This is a genomic window from Paenibacillus hemerocallicola, from assembly GCF_006265175.1.
In the GTDB taxonomy this organism is placed as follows: Bacteria; Bacillota; Bacilli; order Paenibacillales; family NBRC-103111; genus Paenibacillus_AB; species Paenibacillus_AB hemerocallicola.
The window spans coordinates 1-16,147 of sequence record NZ_VDCQ01000039.1 but is presented as its reverse complement, the minus strand read 5'-3'; the positions used below and the strand labels follow the sequence as shown (position 1 = coordinate 16,147).

At 56.9% G+C, this 16,147-nt stretch carries 12 protein-coding genes; all 12 read right to left on the bottom strand.

Going from position 1 to position 16,147, the window contains the following annotated elements:
* Nucleotides 1-304 precede the first annotated feature (304 nt).
* Nucleotides 305-1,300 (bottom strand): hydroxyacid dehydrogenase, encoded by a 996-nt coding sequence (locus FE784_RS41090; RefSeq protein ID WP_176706474.1) that lies wholly within the window; start codon nt 1,298-1,300, stop codon nt 305-307.
* Nucleotides 1,301-1,331: 31 nt separating this feature from the next.
* Nucleotides 1,332-4,109, bottom strand: a complete 2,778-nt coding sequence (locus FE784_RS24070) for an FIMAH domain-containing protein (RefSeq protein WP_139604810.1) — start codon at nt 4,107-4,109, stop codon at nt 1,332-1,334.
* 265 nt (nt 4,110-4,374) lie between these two features.
* Nucleotides 4,375-5,679, bottom strand: coding sequence for an ABC transporter substrate-binding protein (locus FE784_RS24065; RefSeq protein WP_139604809.1), 1,305 nt, complete (start codon nt 5,677-5,679; stop codon nt 4,375-4,377).
* Nucleotides 5,680-6,581: 902 nt separating this feature from the next.
* Nucleotides 6,582-7,772: an acetyl-CoA C-acetyltransferase gene (locus FE784_RS24060; protein WP_176706473.1), complete on the bottom strand. Its 1,191-nt coding sequence runs from the start codon at nt 7,770-7,772 to the stop codon at nt 6,582-6,584.
* Nucleotides 7,769-8,716 carry a 3-hydroxyacyl-CoA dehydrogenase family protein gene (locus FE784_RS24055; RefSeq protein WP_139604808.1) on the bottom strand — a complete coding sequence of 316 codons (948 nt, stop codon included), beginning with the start codon at nt 8,714-8,716 and terminating at the stop codon, nt 7,769-7,771. Before FE784_RS24055 ends, FE784_RS24060 begins: the two co-directional genes overlap by 4 nt.
* Before the next feature lie 23 nt (nt 8,717-8,739).
* Nucleotides 8,740-9,516, bottom strand: a complete 777-nt coding sequence (locus FE784_RS24050) for a 3-hydroxybutyrate dehydrogenase (protein ID WP_139604807.1) — start codon at nt 9,514-9,516, stop codon at nt 8,740-8,742.
* An 18-nt stretch (nt 9,517-9,534) separates the two neighbouring features.
* Nucleotides 9,535-10,191 carry a CoA transferase subunit B gene (locus FE784_RS24045; protein WP_139604858.1) on the bottom strand — a complete coding sequence of 219 codons (657 nt, stop codon included), beginning with the start codon at nt 10,189-10,191 and terminating at the stop codon, nt 9,535-9,537.
* 38 nt (nt 10,192-10,229) lie between these two features.
* A complete protein-coding gene (locus FE784_RS24040; protein ID WP_139604806.1) occupies nt 10,230-10,922 on the bottom strand; it encodes a CoA transferase subunit A in 693 nt (230 codons plus the stop codon).
* A gap of 863 nt (nt 10,923-11,785) precedes the next feature.
* Complete coding sequence (locus FE784_RS24035; RefSeq protein WP_139604805.1) at nt 11,786-12,463, bottom strand: IclR family transcriptional regulator; 678 nt, start codon at nt 12,461-12,463, stop codon at nt 11,786-11,788.
* 293 nt (nt 12,464-12,756) lie between these two features.
* Nucleotides 12,757-14,127 (bottom strand): UTP--glucose-1-phosphate uridylyltransferase, encoded by a 1,371-nt coding sequence (locus FE784_RS24030; RefSeq protein ID WP_139604804.1) that lies wholly within the window; start codon nt 14,125-14,127, stop codon nt 12,757-12,759.
* 17 nt (nt 14,128-14,144) lie between these two features.
* Entirely contained in the window at nt 14,145-15,668 is a 1,524-nt protein-coding gene (locus FE784_RS24025; RefSeq protein WP_246132153.1) for a sigma-54 interaction domain-containing protein, read from the bottom strand.
* Nucleotides 15,669-15,840: 172 nt separating this feature from the next.
* Nucleotides 15,841-16,147, bottom strand: a 307-nt coding sequence (locus tag FE784_RS41615; RefSeq protein WP_218103803.1) for a hypothetical protein, incomplete at its 5' end; no start/stop codon positions are given.

Below are 16,147 nucleotides of genomic sequence, written 5' to 3'. Positions count from 1 at the left end.
AGGGATTGCCTTGCAGCTTCAGACAGGTTGTTTTGAGTTTCCTTGATTGTATAGGCCTACGGCATGGTTGAGACTCAAAGCCAAAACTCGCTCACAAGGCAATTCCCTTCTTCCATTGCATTGGGCAACTCTTGGCTGGTTCTTTAGTTCACCTTATATAGCATACAGGATGTGGCGGACCGCTTCAACAGCGACGGCCCGCCCCGGCCGAAGCGATATCCCGCGGTTTGCGGATATCCCTTCGAATCGGGGCGAGCCGGGTACAAAACGGAGTCGTCCGCCGTTCTGCAGCTGTGGCGAGACTTTACGCCAATACGCTCATCTGCGCTTCCTTCACTTCGCCCGCAAGCGGCTCTCCGGCGAGCAGCCGCCGCAGCTCGTCGATCGCGAACTGCCCCAGACGCTTCACTCCGTTGTTGACCGCGCCGGCCAGATGGGGCGTTATGATGCAATTGGGCAGACCGCGCAAAGGATGGTCGACAGCCGGCGGTTCCGGATCGGTCACATCCAGGCAGGCGAACAGCCGGCCTTTGCGCAGCTCGTCGGCGAGCGCCCCCTCGTCCACGATCGATCCCCGCGCCGTATTGATCAATATCGCATCGTCCTTCATCCAGCCGAGCCGTTCGCGATTGAACATTTTGTATGTTTCGGGAATGGACGGGGCATGAATGGAGACGACATCGCTTCGGCGCAGCGCTTCTTCCAGCTCCACCTTCACCGCCCCCATCGCTTCGGCCTGCTCGGCCGTCAGTAAGGGATCGTATACGAGGACGGATACCTCGAAATTGCGCAGCAGACGAATGAAGTGCGCGCCGGCCTTGCCCGCGCCGATTACGCCTACCGTAATCCGGTACAGCTCCCGGACGCGTTTTCTGCCCTCGCTCCATTTTCCGTTGCGAGTATCTTGCGACAGCCGCCACATTTCCTTAAGCGATGCGATCGTCATCCCGAGTGCCGTCTCGGCCACGCCGATCCCGAGCGGACCGTTGCCGCTCGACACCCGGATGCCCCGGCTCCACAAGTCTGGTGTAACGATCCCCTTGACCGTTCCCGCCGCATGGATGACCGCCTTCAGCTCCGGGGCGACCGCCAGCGTGTCGCGGGGCAGCGCCGGGCAGCCCCACGAGGTTATGGCATAATCGGCCCCTGCCAATATTCGCATCAACGTCTCCGGCTGAGGTACGCCGGTCTGATCGTTTCTCGCGACGTCTCCGATGTCGGCCAGCTGCCGCCAATGCGAATCGTCAAAAATCCGTTCCTGTACGTTCGGTTCCGCCAGTATGGCAATTTTAATTCCCATGTCTCTCCACTCCATCCCTGTATGCGTGCTTCTACTGCTTTTCCCACTCGGCGATCAGCGTTCTGATCCGCTCGTCCAACGGCCATTTGGCTTCCGGCAAAACGGAAGACTCGAACGCCTTGTTGTGGAGATGCTTGAGAAAGTCGCGCAAATGCTTGATCGCTTGTTCGTTACGCCGCTCTTCATGGTGATGCACCGCCTGCCGAAAGGAATTCGTCAATTGCATCCGAACCGGCGTCGGAATTTGACCGGCTAGCGAGGCTCGCCGCAGAAATGCGGAAATCGTCTCTTCCTCGGCAGGCAGCGTATATTTCCACAAGTCGGCATCGTTGGACATGTATAAATTGCCGTCGGAATCTTGTGTCAAATAATTGCCTGCGCCGTTTTTGATCAGCACGAACTCCATCGTATCCGGGTCGATTCGGAAGAACCGTTTCCCTACGTTCGTTCCGTATACATTCCCGTCTTTGCCGAGCACCAGAAACGCATCCGCCCATACGGTGCTGTTGGCGCCGTACCGCCCCAGCTTCACCTGGTTGTAGACGATTTGCCGGGTAACCGGATCGAACTTGAAAATGTAGTCTTCGGCCACGCCCCATATAAGCCCGTCCGGACCGGCCAGAAGTCCGCTTACCGCCTTTCGCCCGGGAGCCGGGGCAATCTCGAACACTTTCGTATTCGTCGCCGTATCGAACACGAACAGCTTGCCGCTCGTCTCCGTCGGACCGCTCGTGCCCAGTCCTCCATAGATCGTCGTTCCGCCGTAAATGAAGCCGTCCTTGTACACGACGGAAACGACGCTCTGATTGGACACGATGTTTCGGAATACTTGCCTTTGCTTCGTAACGATATCGTACACGGTCAGTGCCCCGCTCAGCGAACCGTATCCGGGAACCGTGCCGATATACAGCTTGCCCGACGACTCGTCGCCGGCAATCGCAAACGGGCGGTCCTGTCCGTCTCCGACCAGTTCAAACAGCATGCGCGGATTGGATCCGGAGGTCCAAGGCGACGACGGGTCGTACCGAAAGATCCGGGCATTTCCGTAAATGCCCACATAGACGTCATCACCGAGACTGGCGATCGTTTCCGCCTGGCCGAACTCGCGATTTTGTATAAACGTCCCCGTCTGGGGGTCGTAACCGCCGAAGCCCATCATATACGCGCCCGCATAAACTTTGCCGTCCGGGGCGCCGTGGAGGCTGCGAATGAGTGTCGGAGCTCCCGCATTCATGACCCGCTGCAGCGAAGTTTGCTTGGTCGTCGGATTAAACCGCATGATCTGTCCGCCGTCGCCGGAAGCGAGCATCGTATAGCCGGGCCAGGCCGGATCGTTCAGCTGGACGAATTTCGCATCCTGGAAGTTGAACGCCCGCATTCCCGGGTCCGCAAACTCCAAGGCGATAGCGCCCGTATCCGCATTGTACGAACGCAGCTGATAGCCGCCGAAATAAATGTGTTGCAGATCGCCCGGCATCGTGGCGACTTTGCTCGAGCCGAGCCCGATGCCGCCGTCCGGATCGAAATAGTCGACCGTCTCCGTCGCCGTATCGATCACGAGCAAATGATCGGGCTTGTTCATTTTGATCAGCAGCTTGCCCAGCCCGTACCCCATCGCATAAGGGAACTGGTAATCGGCATGCTGCTGGGGGAGCAGCCCTGCCAACAGCTCCCGTTTGGCCCCGGTCGCCGTATCGATCGCATATAGCCTGGCCGTCTGTCCGCCCGCCCCGGCATAAAGCGTATCCGTCTCCGGGGCATAAGCCAGCGAACGGACATAATGCTCGACCGGATCGATTCGGCCGATATCGCGGATTTGCGCCGTCGCGGGATCGTACTCGTATACGTGAGCATTCGGATAAGTACCTGCATAAATGAGACCGTCTTTGCCTTCGACCAGATCGAATACATGCGTCTCCTGGCCGAGCCGCCCCAGGTCATCCAGCGTATGGCTGCCCGGAACGTGGCGGTACAGGCGGCCGTTGTGATAAGTTCCGACATATAGGGTGCCGTCGCTTGCCGCAAGGACCGCCCATGCGCCGTTCACCCCCGGCATCGCGATCGATTTCACCACTTCGGCGGTGACCGGATCGATCATCACGAATGCCGTACTGTCATTCCCGCCCTTGATGACGGCGTAGATGACGTCATTGCCTTGACCGTCCGTACCGATCGCGCTGCCGTTATTGATGACCGAGAGCAGCGGCGAACCTAAATTTTCGAACGTTCCCATTTGCCGCACCTCCACTTGAACGTCATCCGCATATCCCGCCCCCAATCCGCCCGCCGACGAATACAGCATAACCGCACCCGAAACCGCGTCCGGCGGAGCGACGCCAAGCGTCTCGCCCTTCACCCATTGCCCGCCGGTGTCGGAAACGGATTGGTAGGCAAATCCGACCCGGACTCCCGCGGCGTTGTAAAACTGCATATAAATGGCGATAACGCTCCGTTCCACTAGGAGCATCGCCGAGGCGTTATAGCCCAAGCCTCCTACGACGGGAAACGTGCTGCTCTCAACGCCCAGTGCCGCAGAGGCCGTGCCGTCATCGATACGCAAGCTGGAGCTTCCTTCGAACTTGACGGCATTGGAAATGCCGTAGACGGCCGCGGCCACGCCCTGGCCGTAGGTTTGTCTCCAACCCGGAACGTCCCCTCCCGCTGCCGGTTCCTCGAATCCGGCATTGTAGACCGGAACGGTCGACGAACCGGCATTGCCGACCCGGGCCGTACCAAAGGCCGAGACGAAACACAGCAGCATACACAACGAGCAAACCGCAACGATTCGAAGCTTTGTTTTGTCAAACATGGGATTTCCCTTCCTTCGGCATGAAGTGGGCCGCTCCGCTGAGGCCGCGGAGCGCAATCTGCTTCCCGCCGTTCTTCCCGATTCAGCCGCAAACTTCCGTGACACCCCGCTGCTCCATGCAACCGGCCGCAAACTTCCGCGACACCCCGCTGCTCCATGCAACCGGCCGCAAACTTCCGCGACACCCCGCTGCTCCATGCAACCGGCCGCCCGTGCTCCGCTCCAGGCTTTGGCGATTGCGGCTCTCGGTTATCCTGTCTCCATTCTACTTGCTCTTCTCCTTCTCGACTTCGGTCCGCAGCTTCTCTTCCAACTCCCGCAGTGCCGTGTTGATATCCGTCTTGCCTTGGGCGACCGCGATAAACGTATTGGCGACGAGATTTTGCTGCGTGGCGCCCGGCACGTCGGCCAAACCTTGCTTGCGTTTCTGCGTATAAGGCGCCGGCTCGTAATAGTTGACCGCGGACATATGCTTCGTGCGATACACCGGATCTGCCGATCCGAGCAATTTCTCGATGTTTTTATCCGCGAGCGTCGTCGGAATCCCTCTCTTGGAATCCGCCAGCTGCATCTCGTCGGAGAGCATCGCCACGATGACTTCGAACGCTTCCTTTTTATGCTTGCTCGTATTGGAAATGCCCAGATAAGCCGGTCCGCGCTGCGGCGCCAGCTTCGGCGCTCCCGACAGCGTCGGATACGAGACGATGTCCCAGTTCACCTCCGGCGGTATCGTCAAATACACGCTGTGCTGATTCGGCATCATAGCCGCATTGCCCTTGGAAAAGACGGCGCTCTCGGCCGTATTGTTCGCTTCCACGGCGTTGTTCGGCAAATCGTAAAACCGTTTCAGGTTGGCAAACAGCTGCTGCCATTTGTCCGGATCGGCCAATTTGTCCGCCGCCGGATCGAGGATCGGCAAAGAAAACGGGTTGTCGCGCAGCGTATTGACCAGATTCGAGCTGAAGCCCCGGTACGTCACCCCTCCTTCCGTCCGGTTCATTTTCTTCGCGATTTCGTACACGTCGTCCCACGTCATCCCGTCTTGCGGATAGGCGACGCCGAATTTGTCGAACAAATCCTTGTTGTAGTAGAGCACCTGCGGAAAGTAGGGCGGGATCGGCAAGCCGTAAAGCGCCCGGGAACGCCCCGAGTCGATCACTTCATCCATAAACACTTTGACGAAACGTTTCGTATCGTATTTTTGCGATTGGACAAGCTCGCTCAAATCGTATCCCAACTCCAGGTCGAGATAGCTGGTGCGGATCGTCGGGATGTCGAAACGGATAATATCGGGAATTTCGCCCGAGGCGACAAGCTCCGGCATCGTCGTTCCTTTGCCGTTCTGGATGTACTCGATCGTAATGTGCGGAAATTTCTGCGTGAGCATCGTCCGAAACCGTTCCTCGAACTCTTTGGTCGTCACCCCGCCGCCCCAAATTTTCATCGTAAACGGTTCTTTCTTCTCTTCGGCCCCTTGCCCGGACGGCTTTCCTTCCTCCCGACCGCCGCATCCGGAGACGAGCACGGCCGCCGCTACAAGCATCGCGACCCAACTGCCGTTCTTTCCCATTTCAGCCTTCCCCCAACCTCATAGTGTGCCTCGCCGTTTCTTCCTGATGTTGTTCTCGGTGTTCTATTCGCTCTCTCTTGCCGCTCTACTCTACTTGCATTCTTCTTGCATTCTTCTTGCGTTCTTCTCGCGTTCTTCTTGCGTTCTTCTTGCGTTCTTCTTGCGTTCTTCTTGCCGCTCCTCTTGCCGTTAACCTTGATGTCCCTCTGCCGGTTCAGCCCGCCATAAAGCTAGCTCCCGGCCCCCCAAACCCTCTTTCATCCCTCCCTCCAATTCCGCCAAAGCCCCGCCACCCGCTATCTGGTTCTTTGTGGTTCTTTAAATATGTATAACCTCATTCTAGGAAGCGCTTTATAATTTGTCAACTGGTTCTTTTAATATCGCCAATATAAATGCATATAATCGTTGATAATATAGGATTAATTTTAATATCAACCACCATCTTCTAATTGAACTCAAAATAATTGTGGTTCTTAATTATAATAAATAGAACCAGTTAATTATTGCTAGTACACATTCTCCTGAAGCGACTCCCGGCTGAAATGAATCGATTGAGACGGCTATTCGCTTTTGACAGCTGATTTGAAAATAACGGAACATACGTACGCTATTTAACCGAACCAGGTTATAAGCGGCACATTAACGGAAATGAGTTCCGCTATCCCTCGGCTTCAATCCCTTTTCTTCCCCCGCAATCGGATATAACGGAGTCCAGTTCCGCTAATTCCGGAAACATCATGGGATTCGGAACAATAACGGAAAAATGCTCCGTTATATATACGAACCCCTCGGTATAGCCCCTCGCGAAGTATGCACAATACAAAAAACCTTCAGCCCCCATCTTGAAGAATGGGGCACCGAAGGTCTCTTCCTTGCTTTTCTCGTCGTACAGCGGCATTTCTTTAGCGCGAGCCCGGGTCGCATTCGAGAACCATCGCTACTCCCTGACCGCCGCCCACACACAGCGCGGCCAAGCCGTAACGCAAGTTTCTCCTTCGCAGCTCGTAAGCAAGCGTCAGCGCGACCCGCGCGCCGCTGGCACCGACCGGATGGCCGATCGCGATAGCTCCGCCGTTTATGTTCGTCTTATTCCGGTCCAGTTCAAGCTCCTTCTCCACGGCCAAATATTGGACGGCGAACGCTTCGTTGATTTCGACCAAGTCCATATCCGCAATCGAAAGTCCGCTGCGGTCGAGCGCCATGCGCGCTGCGGGGACGGGACCGATGCCCATCACGTTCGGGTCGACCCCGGCGATTCCCCATGCCACAATGCGAGCGAGAGGCTTTCTTCCCCGGAGTGAGCTTTCGCCGGCAAGCACGAGAGAGGCGGAGCCGTCATTAATACCGCTCGAGTTTCCGGCGGTTACGGAGCCGTCCTTGCGAAAAGCCGGCTTCAATCTGGCGAGCTTCTCGACCGAGCTATCCGCGCGGATCAGCTCGTCTTGCCGCACTTCCGTATTCCCGCCGCGCCCCGTCACTTCGACCGGCACGATCTCCTCGGCCAGTACGCCCGAAGCTGTCGCCGCCGCCGCCCGTGAATGGCTCGACACCGCGTATTCGTCCTGCTGTTCGCGCGTAATGCCGTACCGGTCGGCCAAATTTTCCGCCGTCACGCCCATTCCGCAGCCGATATAGCTGTCCGTCAGCGTGCTCATCAGCATATCTTCGAGCTGGATAGCGCCCAGCTTCACGCCTCCGAAGCGGCTGACGAAATCGGCATGCGGCGACTGCGACATGTTCTCGGTTCCTCCGGCCAGCGCCAAGCCCGATTCGCCGAGCCGGATGCTTTGCGCCGCCGAAATGATCGCCTGCATGCCCGAACCGCATAGCCGGTTCACGAGCATGGCCGGGACCTCCATCGGAATGCCCGCCCTCAAAGCTATATGTCTGGCCGTATAGGCGGCATTCGCATGGGATTGGATCACGTTGCCGTATATGACGTTATCGATCTCACCAGCTTCAGCCCCGGCTCGCCGCAGCGCTTCCTTCGCGCTTGCCAGCCCGAGCTCCGTGGCATTCATTTTCGCAAACGACTGGCCGAATCCCCCGAAGGGCGTCCTTGCCCCCTCCAATATATACACTTGCCCGCTCACGTCGACTTCAGCTCCTTTTTCAACCGGATCAGCTGCGTGAAATTCCGGTCGCGTTGTTCGATAATGGTTTCCCGCCCAAGTCCGTCGCCGTATTCGTAAAAGCCGCTGCCGGCTTTGACGCCCAGCTTGCCGTTACTCACATTGTCCCGGATCGGTTCGGGCGACGTCAAGCCATTGTCCAAGGAAGGGAATAAATTGTCCGTCACCTTTTCCCAAATATCGAGGCCGCCAAAGTCGGCAATCTCGAACGGTCCGTTGATCGCCCAACGCAGTCCCGGACCTTCCCTCATCGCCCGGTCGATTTGCTCCGCATCCGCCACCCCGCTCCGCAGCAGATGGCAGGCTTCTCTCAAGACGGCGGCCTGCAGACGGTTGGCGATAAAGCCGGGACAGTCCTTTTTCAAAATGACGGGCGCTTTGCCGCACTGGACGAGCACTCCGATCAATCGGTCGGTCAAATCCTTCCTAGTATCGGGCCGCTTGACGATTTCCACCAGCGGAACCAGATGGGCCGGATTGAAAAAATGAGCGATAACAAACCGGTCGCCGAACGGCTGACCTTGAACGAGCGTATCCAACGCCAACGAGGACGTATTGGATGCTACCAGCGTTTCGTCCCCCAGGAATGGCGCGATCGCTTTGTAAATGTCTCTCTTGATCCCGATGTTCTCGGGTCCGGCCTCCAGAACGAAGTCGGCTCCTTGAACCGCTTCTTTCGCATCTTCCGTCATTCGAATTTTATCGGTCGCCTGCTCCCAAGCCTTTCGTTCATTCGGCCATTCGCGGATATGCAGCTCGGCGCTGCGGGCAATCGCCGCCCGCGCCTTGTCCAGAGCCTTCCGATCCGGATCGTACAGCATGATCGGCATCCCGCAGCGGGCAAACAGCTGGGCCAAACCGCTTCCCATCGTACCCGCTCCGAGCACGGCTATTTGATGATACAATACAATCCTCTCCCTCTCTGCCGTTACTGGGCCGTATAGCCTCCGTCGATGACGATCGCCTGCCCGGTTACCCCTCTCGCTTTCTCGCCAGCCAGAAACAACGCATAATCCGCCACTTCTTCGACGTCGAGCAATCTTCGCTGCGGGACGAGCGGATAAATGACTTCCTCCAGCGCGCGCTCCGCCGCGATCTGCCGGGTGTCGGCCAGCGCTTGCAGTTGGTTGCGCACGAGGGGCGTATCCACATAACCCGGGCAAAGCGCGTTAACCGTAATGCCGTATTCGGCGCTTTCCAGAGCGGCCACCTTCGTCAATCCGATTACGCCGTGCTTGGCGCTGTTGTAAGCCGCTTTTCCGGCGAAGCCGACGATCCCGTTGATCGAAGCGATGTTGATAATGCGACCGAAGCGCTGCCGCTTCATGATGGGGAGCACGTGCTTGATTGCCATGAAAGGGGCAGTTAGCATCAGCTTGATCATCTGCTCGAACTTGTGCGCCGGAAAGTCTTCCAGCATGGCGACATGCTGCATGCCGGCATTATTGATAAGTACATCGATCCGCCCATGGCGCGAGTATGCAAAATCCAGCGCGCCCGCAAGCGCGCTTTCGTCGGTAACGTCACACTGGACGCCGGAGCATTCCAGACCTTTTGCGGAAATTCGGGCAGCGGCCTCCTTCACCTTGTCCTCGGCGATGTCGCATAGTACGACCTTCGCTCCGTGCTCCGCGAACGTTTCACCGATGCGGAGGCCGATTCCGCCGCCTGCACCGGTTACGAAAACTACTTTATTATGCGGCATGTCGCTCTCCCTTCTCGCTCAGTACGCATCCATTAGGACTGTACCGTCTATGAGGAGTTCCGGCTCGACGGTTGCCCGAACCTGCTCGACGGTATATCCGGTCGCCACCTCGCGCAGCAGCAGTCCGTTTCGCGTCACATCGATGACGGCTTTGTCCGTAATGATGCGGTGAACGACCTGTTTGCCGGTGAGGGGCAGGCTGCAGCGGTTTAAAATTTTCGGCTGTCCATGCTTGGTCGCATGCTCCATCACGACGATAACCCGTTTCGCCCCGTGGACGAGATCCATCGCTCCGCCCATCCCTTTGACCATCCGGCCCGGCACCATCCAGTTGGCCAAGTCTCCTTCACCGGACACTTCCATGCCGCCCAGGATAGCCAGATCGACGTGTCCTCCGCGTATCATCGCGAACGATTCGCTGCTGTCGAAGAAGGCCGCTCCCGTTATGGCGGTCACCGTTTCTTTGCCGGCATTGATCAAATCCGGATCGACCTCGTCCTCCGCAGGGTACGGACCGATGCCGAGCAGGCCGTTCTCGGACTGAAGCATCACCTTCATCCCCTCCGGGATGTAATTCGCGACCAGCGTCGGTATGCCGATGCCGAGATTGACATAGAAGCCGTCCGTCAGCTCGCGGGAAGCCCGCTTGGCGACTTTTTCCCGCAGCGCCTGCATGGGATCGGGTCCGTTTGCATTGGTATTCATTGAAGCGCTTACCCCCTCGTCGTCCGTTTTTCGATTCGTTTCTGCTGCGTTCCGACTATAAGCCTTTGCACGTATATGCCGGGCGTATGAATCGCATCCGGCTCCAGCTCGCCGACCTCCACGAGCTGCTCCACCTCGGCGATCGTAACGGCTCCGGCCGCCGCCATAACCGGGTTGAAGTTGCGCGCCGTTTTCCGGTACACGACATTCCCCATCGAGTCCGCCTTCCAGCCGCGGATGAGGCTGAAATCCGCCTTCAAGGCGTATTCGAGCAAATAGCTGCGCCCGTCGAACTCCCGTACCTCCCGCCCTTCGCCGATCGGCGTGCCTACTCCGGCCGGGGTATAAAACGCCGGAATTCCCGCTCCGCCGGCCCGGATTCGTTCCGCCAGCGTCCCTTGCGGCACAAGCTCGACCTCAAGCTCGCCGGACAGCAGCTGCCGTTCGAACTCCTTGTTCTCACCGACGTAGGAGCCGATCATTTTCTTGATTTGCTTTCCTCGGAGCAGCAGTCCGAGTCCCCAATCATCGACACCGCAATTGTTGGAAATTACCGTCAACTCTTTCACGCCCGACTCCGCCAGCGCCCGGATCAGGTTTTCCGGAATGCCGACCAATCCGAACCCCCCGACCATGACGGTGCTCCCGTCCCGTATTTCCGACACCGCTTCGCCAAAATCGGCGAAAACCGGCTTGCCCATACGATCACTCCCTTTTCGGTTGTTACATTTATTTATATAAGCAAGAATCGTGCCAACGATGCGTTGGAACGGTTTTATTGGAGTGTTGGCTGTTTGCGGCTGAGGAGGAAGTTCGCATTCCGTTTTCCCGGAATTTCTCGGAGCGACCATTCCGGTTTTCAGGAATGCTTCTAGCACGGATAAATTAATGGCGTTTTTAACCTGCAAAGCGTTCCTGGAAGTATTGCGGGCAAATTGGTGCTGCTTCGCCCTCTTCGTGCTGTCCCGACTACTTCGTCCCCACTTCGGCTTTTTTGTGCTGTCCCGACTTCCTCCTCGCTGTTTCAACTTCTTCGTGCTGTCCCGACTTCTTAGGCTGCACTTCGGCCCCCTCATCTTTCTCGACATTTACCTGCTGCTTTCCGCCCTCTTGCTCCTGCCTTTCAGTTACTCCCCACCCTATTCCTTCCCCTCCAAAAGCTGCTCTGCCAGTCGACGATTATTCGATTCTTCAAATCTTACTCGGCTTCTCCAAGAACGATGTGCCTAAATGTAAAAGTGCATCTGAATTGGTCAGTTCCTCCGATTTTGATCGATCTGCCTGTAAAAGTGCAGTTACTTTTGCGTTTATGCGGTAATTTCACCTCAAATCGTGGAAACTGCATGCACTTTTGCAGGCAGATCATTAGAATAGTCTGGTTCCGACTAATTTTAGGTGCATGTTTGCATTTACTTTCAAATATACGAGTGGTCCGATCCGACGATATTCAGCTCCGCAACGAGCGCGGGCGACGCACGCTAGTGCAATAGGCTTTTTTATGAAACAGACATCCTGCTTTCGGACGTCAATCCAGTCCTTGCCGATCCTTCTCCTCGCTTCCTCCTCACCACACCAACTCGTCCAAACCGGGTTTTGCCAGTCCGTATCGGAGTACCTTGGCGCCGGATCCGCACGGGAGTGGACGCAGCAATCCTTTCTCGCATAACGTCTTCAAATGCCGAACGGCCGTCCGATGGTTGAGGCCCAATTCGTCGTGCACGTCCTTCGGTCGAATCGGCCGCGCCAACCGATAAGCAAGCAAAAGGATCTCCTTCTCCGCACGGCTCGAAGAGTCTCCCGTCCCGCTGCCGAATCGGTATCGGCCATGGAGTATACTCAGCAAATTACGGCAAAGCTCAGGACGCTGCGCTACATCGTCATAGGCAAAAGAAACGACGCGCATGCCCAGCGTCTGAAGAAACGTTTCTCGATTCAGCTCGTCGCAATATCCCTTACGGTCCATATCTCTAACATGGGGGCCAAACCCTTTAATTTCATAAACCACCTTCAACGCGCCCGGCAGCCAGGCAAAATCCGCAAAGTACGACCGACCGCGCCAGTCCAAAACTTCGTATTCCGGATGAAGATGATCGAAATTCCCATACAGCGGCCACCAAACGTTGCGCAAAAACGACAACTCTCCATGCTGGTGCCCTCGTTCCAGCCTGCCTCTCCTCTCCCCGGACCTGCGTTCAAGGTGTGAACGAATCCAGGCCGCGTGAGCTTGCTCGAAATCCGCCAATCATACCGCTCCTCCCTAATAAAATAGAAAACGAAAAACAAAAAACGCCTCTGCTCATCGAATGATGATTAGAGACGTTCTTCGTCGCTTGCTTTACATACAGTATAGCTTAATCGAACGGTAGCCCGCAATTCCATAGACTCGCGATGGCGCTAATCACGCTCGTCGCCGAGCCGTTGCCCATATGGCTGATCGGCATCTGCAACAAGCTGCTGCACCGAGCGGCGAGGTAACGTTCCGCTTGCATGCGACATAACTCGAACGAGCTGCATTTCGCAAGCAGACGCCCCAACTTAGTCGAGAAGCGACTCGCAAGCTTCCAGCGTCAAGCCCTCTCCGTCAGCGCTCACCAACGGGGAAATCTCGATATCGCGGTCCTTCAGCCGTTCCGGAGACACTCCCGCCCGTTCCAGCCATTTCCGGTGCAGATTGAAAAGGAGACGGCGGGCGGTTTCCGGGCTGTCCTCGCCCTCTTTATTTTTGACCGGAGCGAACTCGTCATCCCTGCGGATGTTCAATACGGTCATCCGGTCAATGAGCGGGAAAAAATCGAAAATAAACCGTTCGAATTTGTAGGCGTTCGGACGTTCCGGCGTTACCGTCTCGCCTGCTTCGTTCACCGTCTTGATCTTCTTATGCGCCGCATGATAAGCGATATCCGCATCCGCATGCGCCTCCATGAAATCGGTGCGGAACAGATGAATCGAGAGGTTGCCCAAGCCGTACGCCAACCGACCGTTGACGTCGGTCTCATACATGAGCTTCTCGGGCACTTCCGTATATTCGACCACGGCCGGGCGCCCGTCTCGCAAGCAAAGGATGCCGACCTTTTCCTCCGGATGCGCCTTCTCGGCTACTTTCGTCGCAATCGGATGATTGTAATACGCGGCTACGCCCACAAACAAAGGATCCGCTATCCGGATCAGCGCGTTATCGACATTGTAATAAAACACCCACTCTACGCCTCTGCGCCGCATATCGGCCAAAACGCCGGACTGCTTCGCGGATCGAAACGCATCTCCGTTGCCGCTCGGGGCCATGGCTACCTCGTCCTTCGCCGAGAGAACGATGCGACCGGCATCATCCAATGCGGGCAAAACGTTCTGCCGGAAAAAACAAATATCGTCGGGCGCATAGCCGAAATACCCGGACGATTCGAAAAAACGCACAGTCTCCCGATGATTTTCCGGACTCGTCATCACATACCAGGGGACCGTCCGCCCGGCTCTCCGGGATAAGCTCAGGAGCCGTTCGGCCTGCAGCTGAAACAGCGATTTTCCGGATGGAAGCCCGATATCGAACGTTCCTTTCGGTCCTTCATGACCGAGCCGGCTCCCCTGTCCGCCCGCTACGACGAACGCGCCGACTTTCCCTTGGCGAAGCATATCCCAGCCCGCTTCCGTAAAACGTTCCCGCTCCCGCTCGCCAAAGGCGTCCGCATCCAGCGCTTGTATGGGCGATATAGCTCCCGAGCCGGTTTTGTCAGCACCCGGCTTATTGTCGACATACCGCGCCAACTCGGAAATCGCGGCAAAATCGATCTGACCGATTTGGTCAAGCAGCTTCGTCTTCGACGTTTCGGACAACAACGGATAATAACGCAGCAAATGCTCTTGTCCGTAAGAGCGCGCCCGCTCGCTCAGCTTTTCAAATAAATGATCCATGAATACCTCCCTGGCTGCTAATAGCGAATATCGTACTGCTCGCATTTCTGATAAAAGCTTGATTTGCTCATTCCAAGAAGGAGAGCCGCCTTCTGCTTGTCCCCGGCGCTTCGGGCAAGCGCTCCGCGAAGCAAGCTTTTCTCGTGCTCCGCCATGCTCTCTTTCCAGGAAAGCTCCGAAGCAGGAGGACTCTGAACTGCGCTATCTTCGTGCAGCCATTCCCGAGTTGATGCGCGCGCCTCAAATTCATCGGCCTGAGCGCGTTCGCGGTTGAACGCAGCCGGACCTGAAGCGGAACCCGCGGCCAACTCCTCAGGCAAAGCCGACCGGGAAAGCCTCGTCCCCTCCATCATGTACAAGGCGCGCTCTATGACGTTGCGCATTTCGCGAACGTTGCCCGGCCAACCGTATCCGGTCAGCAGCCGTTCGCAATCCTTGTCGATGCCGTCCGCCGCTATTCCGGTTTCCTTCGTCAGCTGCAGCAGCAGCGCTTCGAGAATGGCCGGTATATCGTCCCTTCGTTCCCGCAGTGGAGGGATGTTCAAAGGAACGACATGCAAACGGTAATACAAATCTTGGCGAAACTTGCCTTCCCGCACAAGCTTTCCCAAATCGACGTTCGTAGCGGCGATCACCCTCACGTCGATCGGCTCCGGCCTATCGCCCCCGACCGGCTCGATCTCCTTTTCCTGCAGTACGCGAAGCAGCTTGACCTGCTGAGACAGCGACAGCTCGCCGACCTCGTCCAAAAAGATCGTGCCTCTATGTGCGAGTGAAAACTTTCCTTTTTTGCCCGATCGCTTGGCGCCTGTAAACGAGCCTTCCTTGTAGCCGAACAGCTCGGATTCGAACAGCGTCTCGGGGATAGCCGCGCAATTGACCGCCACGAACGGGCCGAATCGGCGCAAGCTTTCCCGATGGATCGCATGGGCGAACAGCTCCTTGCCCGTGCCGCTTTCGCCGCTGATCAGAACGGTGCTGTCGCTCTTGGCTACTTTGGCTGCCATCGTCTTCAGCTTCCGGATCGGTTCGCTTACGCCGACGATATGCTCCAAGCCGTATTTGGCCCCGGACGAATCTCGGCTCTTCGCATCGGCATAGTGCAGATGGGACTGGATCTCCCGATATTTCGAATTCATCTCGAACAGCCGGTCGATATGCTGAAACATGATTTTGCCCACTACGGCGACCAATTCTCCGTTATGCCAAATCGGGATGCGGCTCGCGATCATCCATTGTCCGCGAATTTGCTGGAGGTCGGCGATTTCAGCTTTTCCCGTCTCCGCGACGATATGAAGCCTTGTATTCGGTATGATCTCGGTGACATGCTTGCCGATCATATCGGACATCTCGATTTGCAGAAAGGAAGCGTAAGCCCGGCTGGCCGTCAGCACGATCCCTTGCGGATCGGCGATTACGATTCCTTCATAGGCGTTTTCCAAGGCGAAGCGATACAGCGCCAGCTCTTTTTCGGCGTGCGCGGCCCGGGTACCCGCTTGCTTGATCATCCGGTGAACCCACCGGCCTTTGGCGATTCTCAAAACGGCCACTCCCTCTCCCGGCACGCCGGGGCGATTCGGCTTATCCGCATATCTGTATAAAGCCCTTCCGTTTCTCATTGTATATCGTCGGCCGCGCTTTGGACAGAGCGTCGAGCAGAATGAGCCTCGGCGCGGCGGTGGCACGGTGGGGAACCCGCCCGGCACTTGGCGGTCAAGTAAACCCAGGTCCACTGTTTGCGAACCCGCTTGCTTGCTTCCCTGCAGAAATAAGGTTGAAACCGGCACTAGGGTCGGCCCGAACCGGGTAATCGACGCGAATAGTGCTGATACCAACCTTATTTGGGGCACAATCGAATGTAATACGCTCGAATTCCGGCTCGCTGAAGGATATAAGGTTGAAACAAGCACTATGGTCGGCCCGAACCTGGAAATCGACGCGAATAGTGCTGATACCAACCTTATTTGGGGCATAATCGAATGAATTCCGCTCGAAATCCGGCTCGCTGGAGGAAATAAGG

Bases quoted from the DNA above. Each gene is read 5' to 3' on its own strand.
- FE784_RS41090 (WP_176706474.1), bottom strand. From the start codon at position 1,300: ATGGGAATTAAAATTGCCATACTGGCGGAACCGAACGTACAGGAACGG.
- FE784_RS24070 (WP_139604810.1), bottom strand. From the start codon at position 4,109: ATGTTTGACAAAACAAAGCTTCGAATCGTTGCGGTTTGCTCGTTGTGT.
- FE784_RS24065 (WP_139604809.1), bottom strand. From the start codon at position 5,679: ATGGGAAAGAACGGCAGTTGGGTCGCGATGCTTGTAGCGGCGGCCGTG.
- FE784_RS24050 (WP_139604807.1), bottom strand. From the start codon at position 9,516: ATGCCGCATAATAAAGTAGTTTTCGTAACCGGTGCAGGCGGCGGAATC.
- FE784_RS24045 (WP_139604858.1), bottom strand. From the start codon at position 10,191: ATGCAGGCGCTGCGGGAAAAAGTCGCCAAGCGGGCTTCCCGCGAGCTG.
- FE784_RS24040 (WP_139604806.1), bottom strand. From the start codon at position 10,922: ATGGGCAAGCCGGTTTTCGCCGATTTTGGCGAAGCGGTGTCGGAAATA.
- FE784_RS24030 (WP_139604804.1), bottom strand. From the start codon at position 14,127: ATGGATCATTTATTTGAAAAGCTGAGCGAGCGGGCGCGCTCTTACGGA.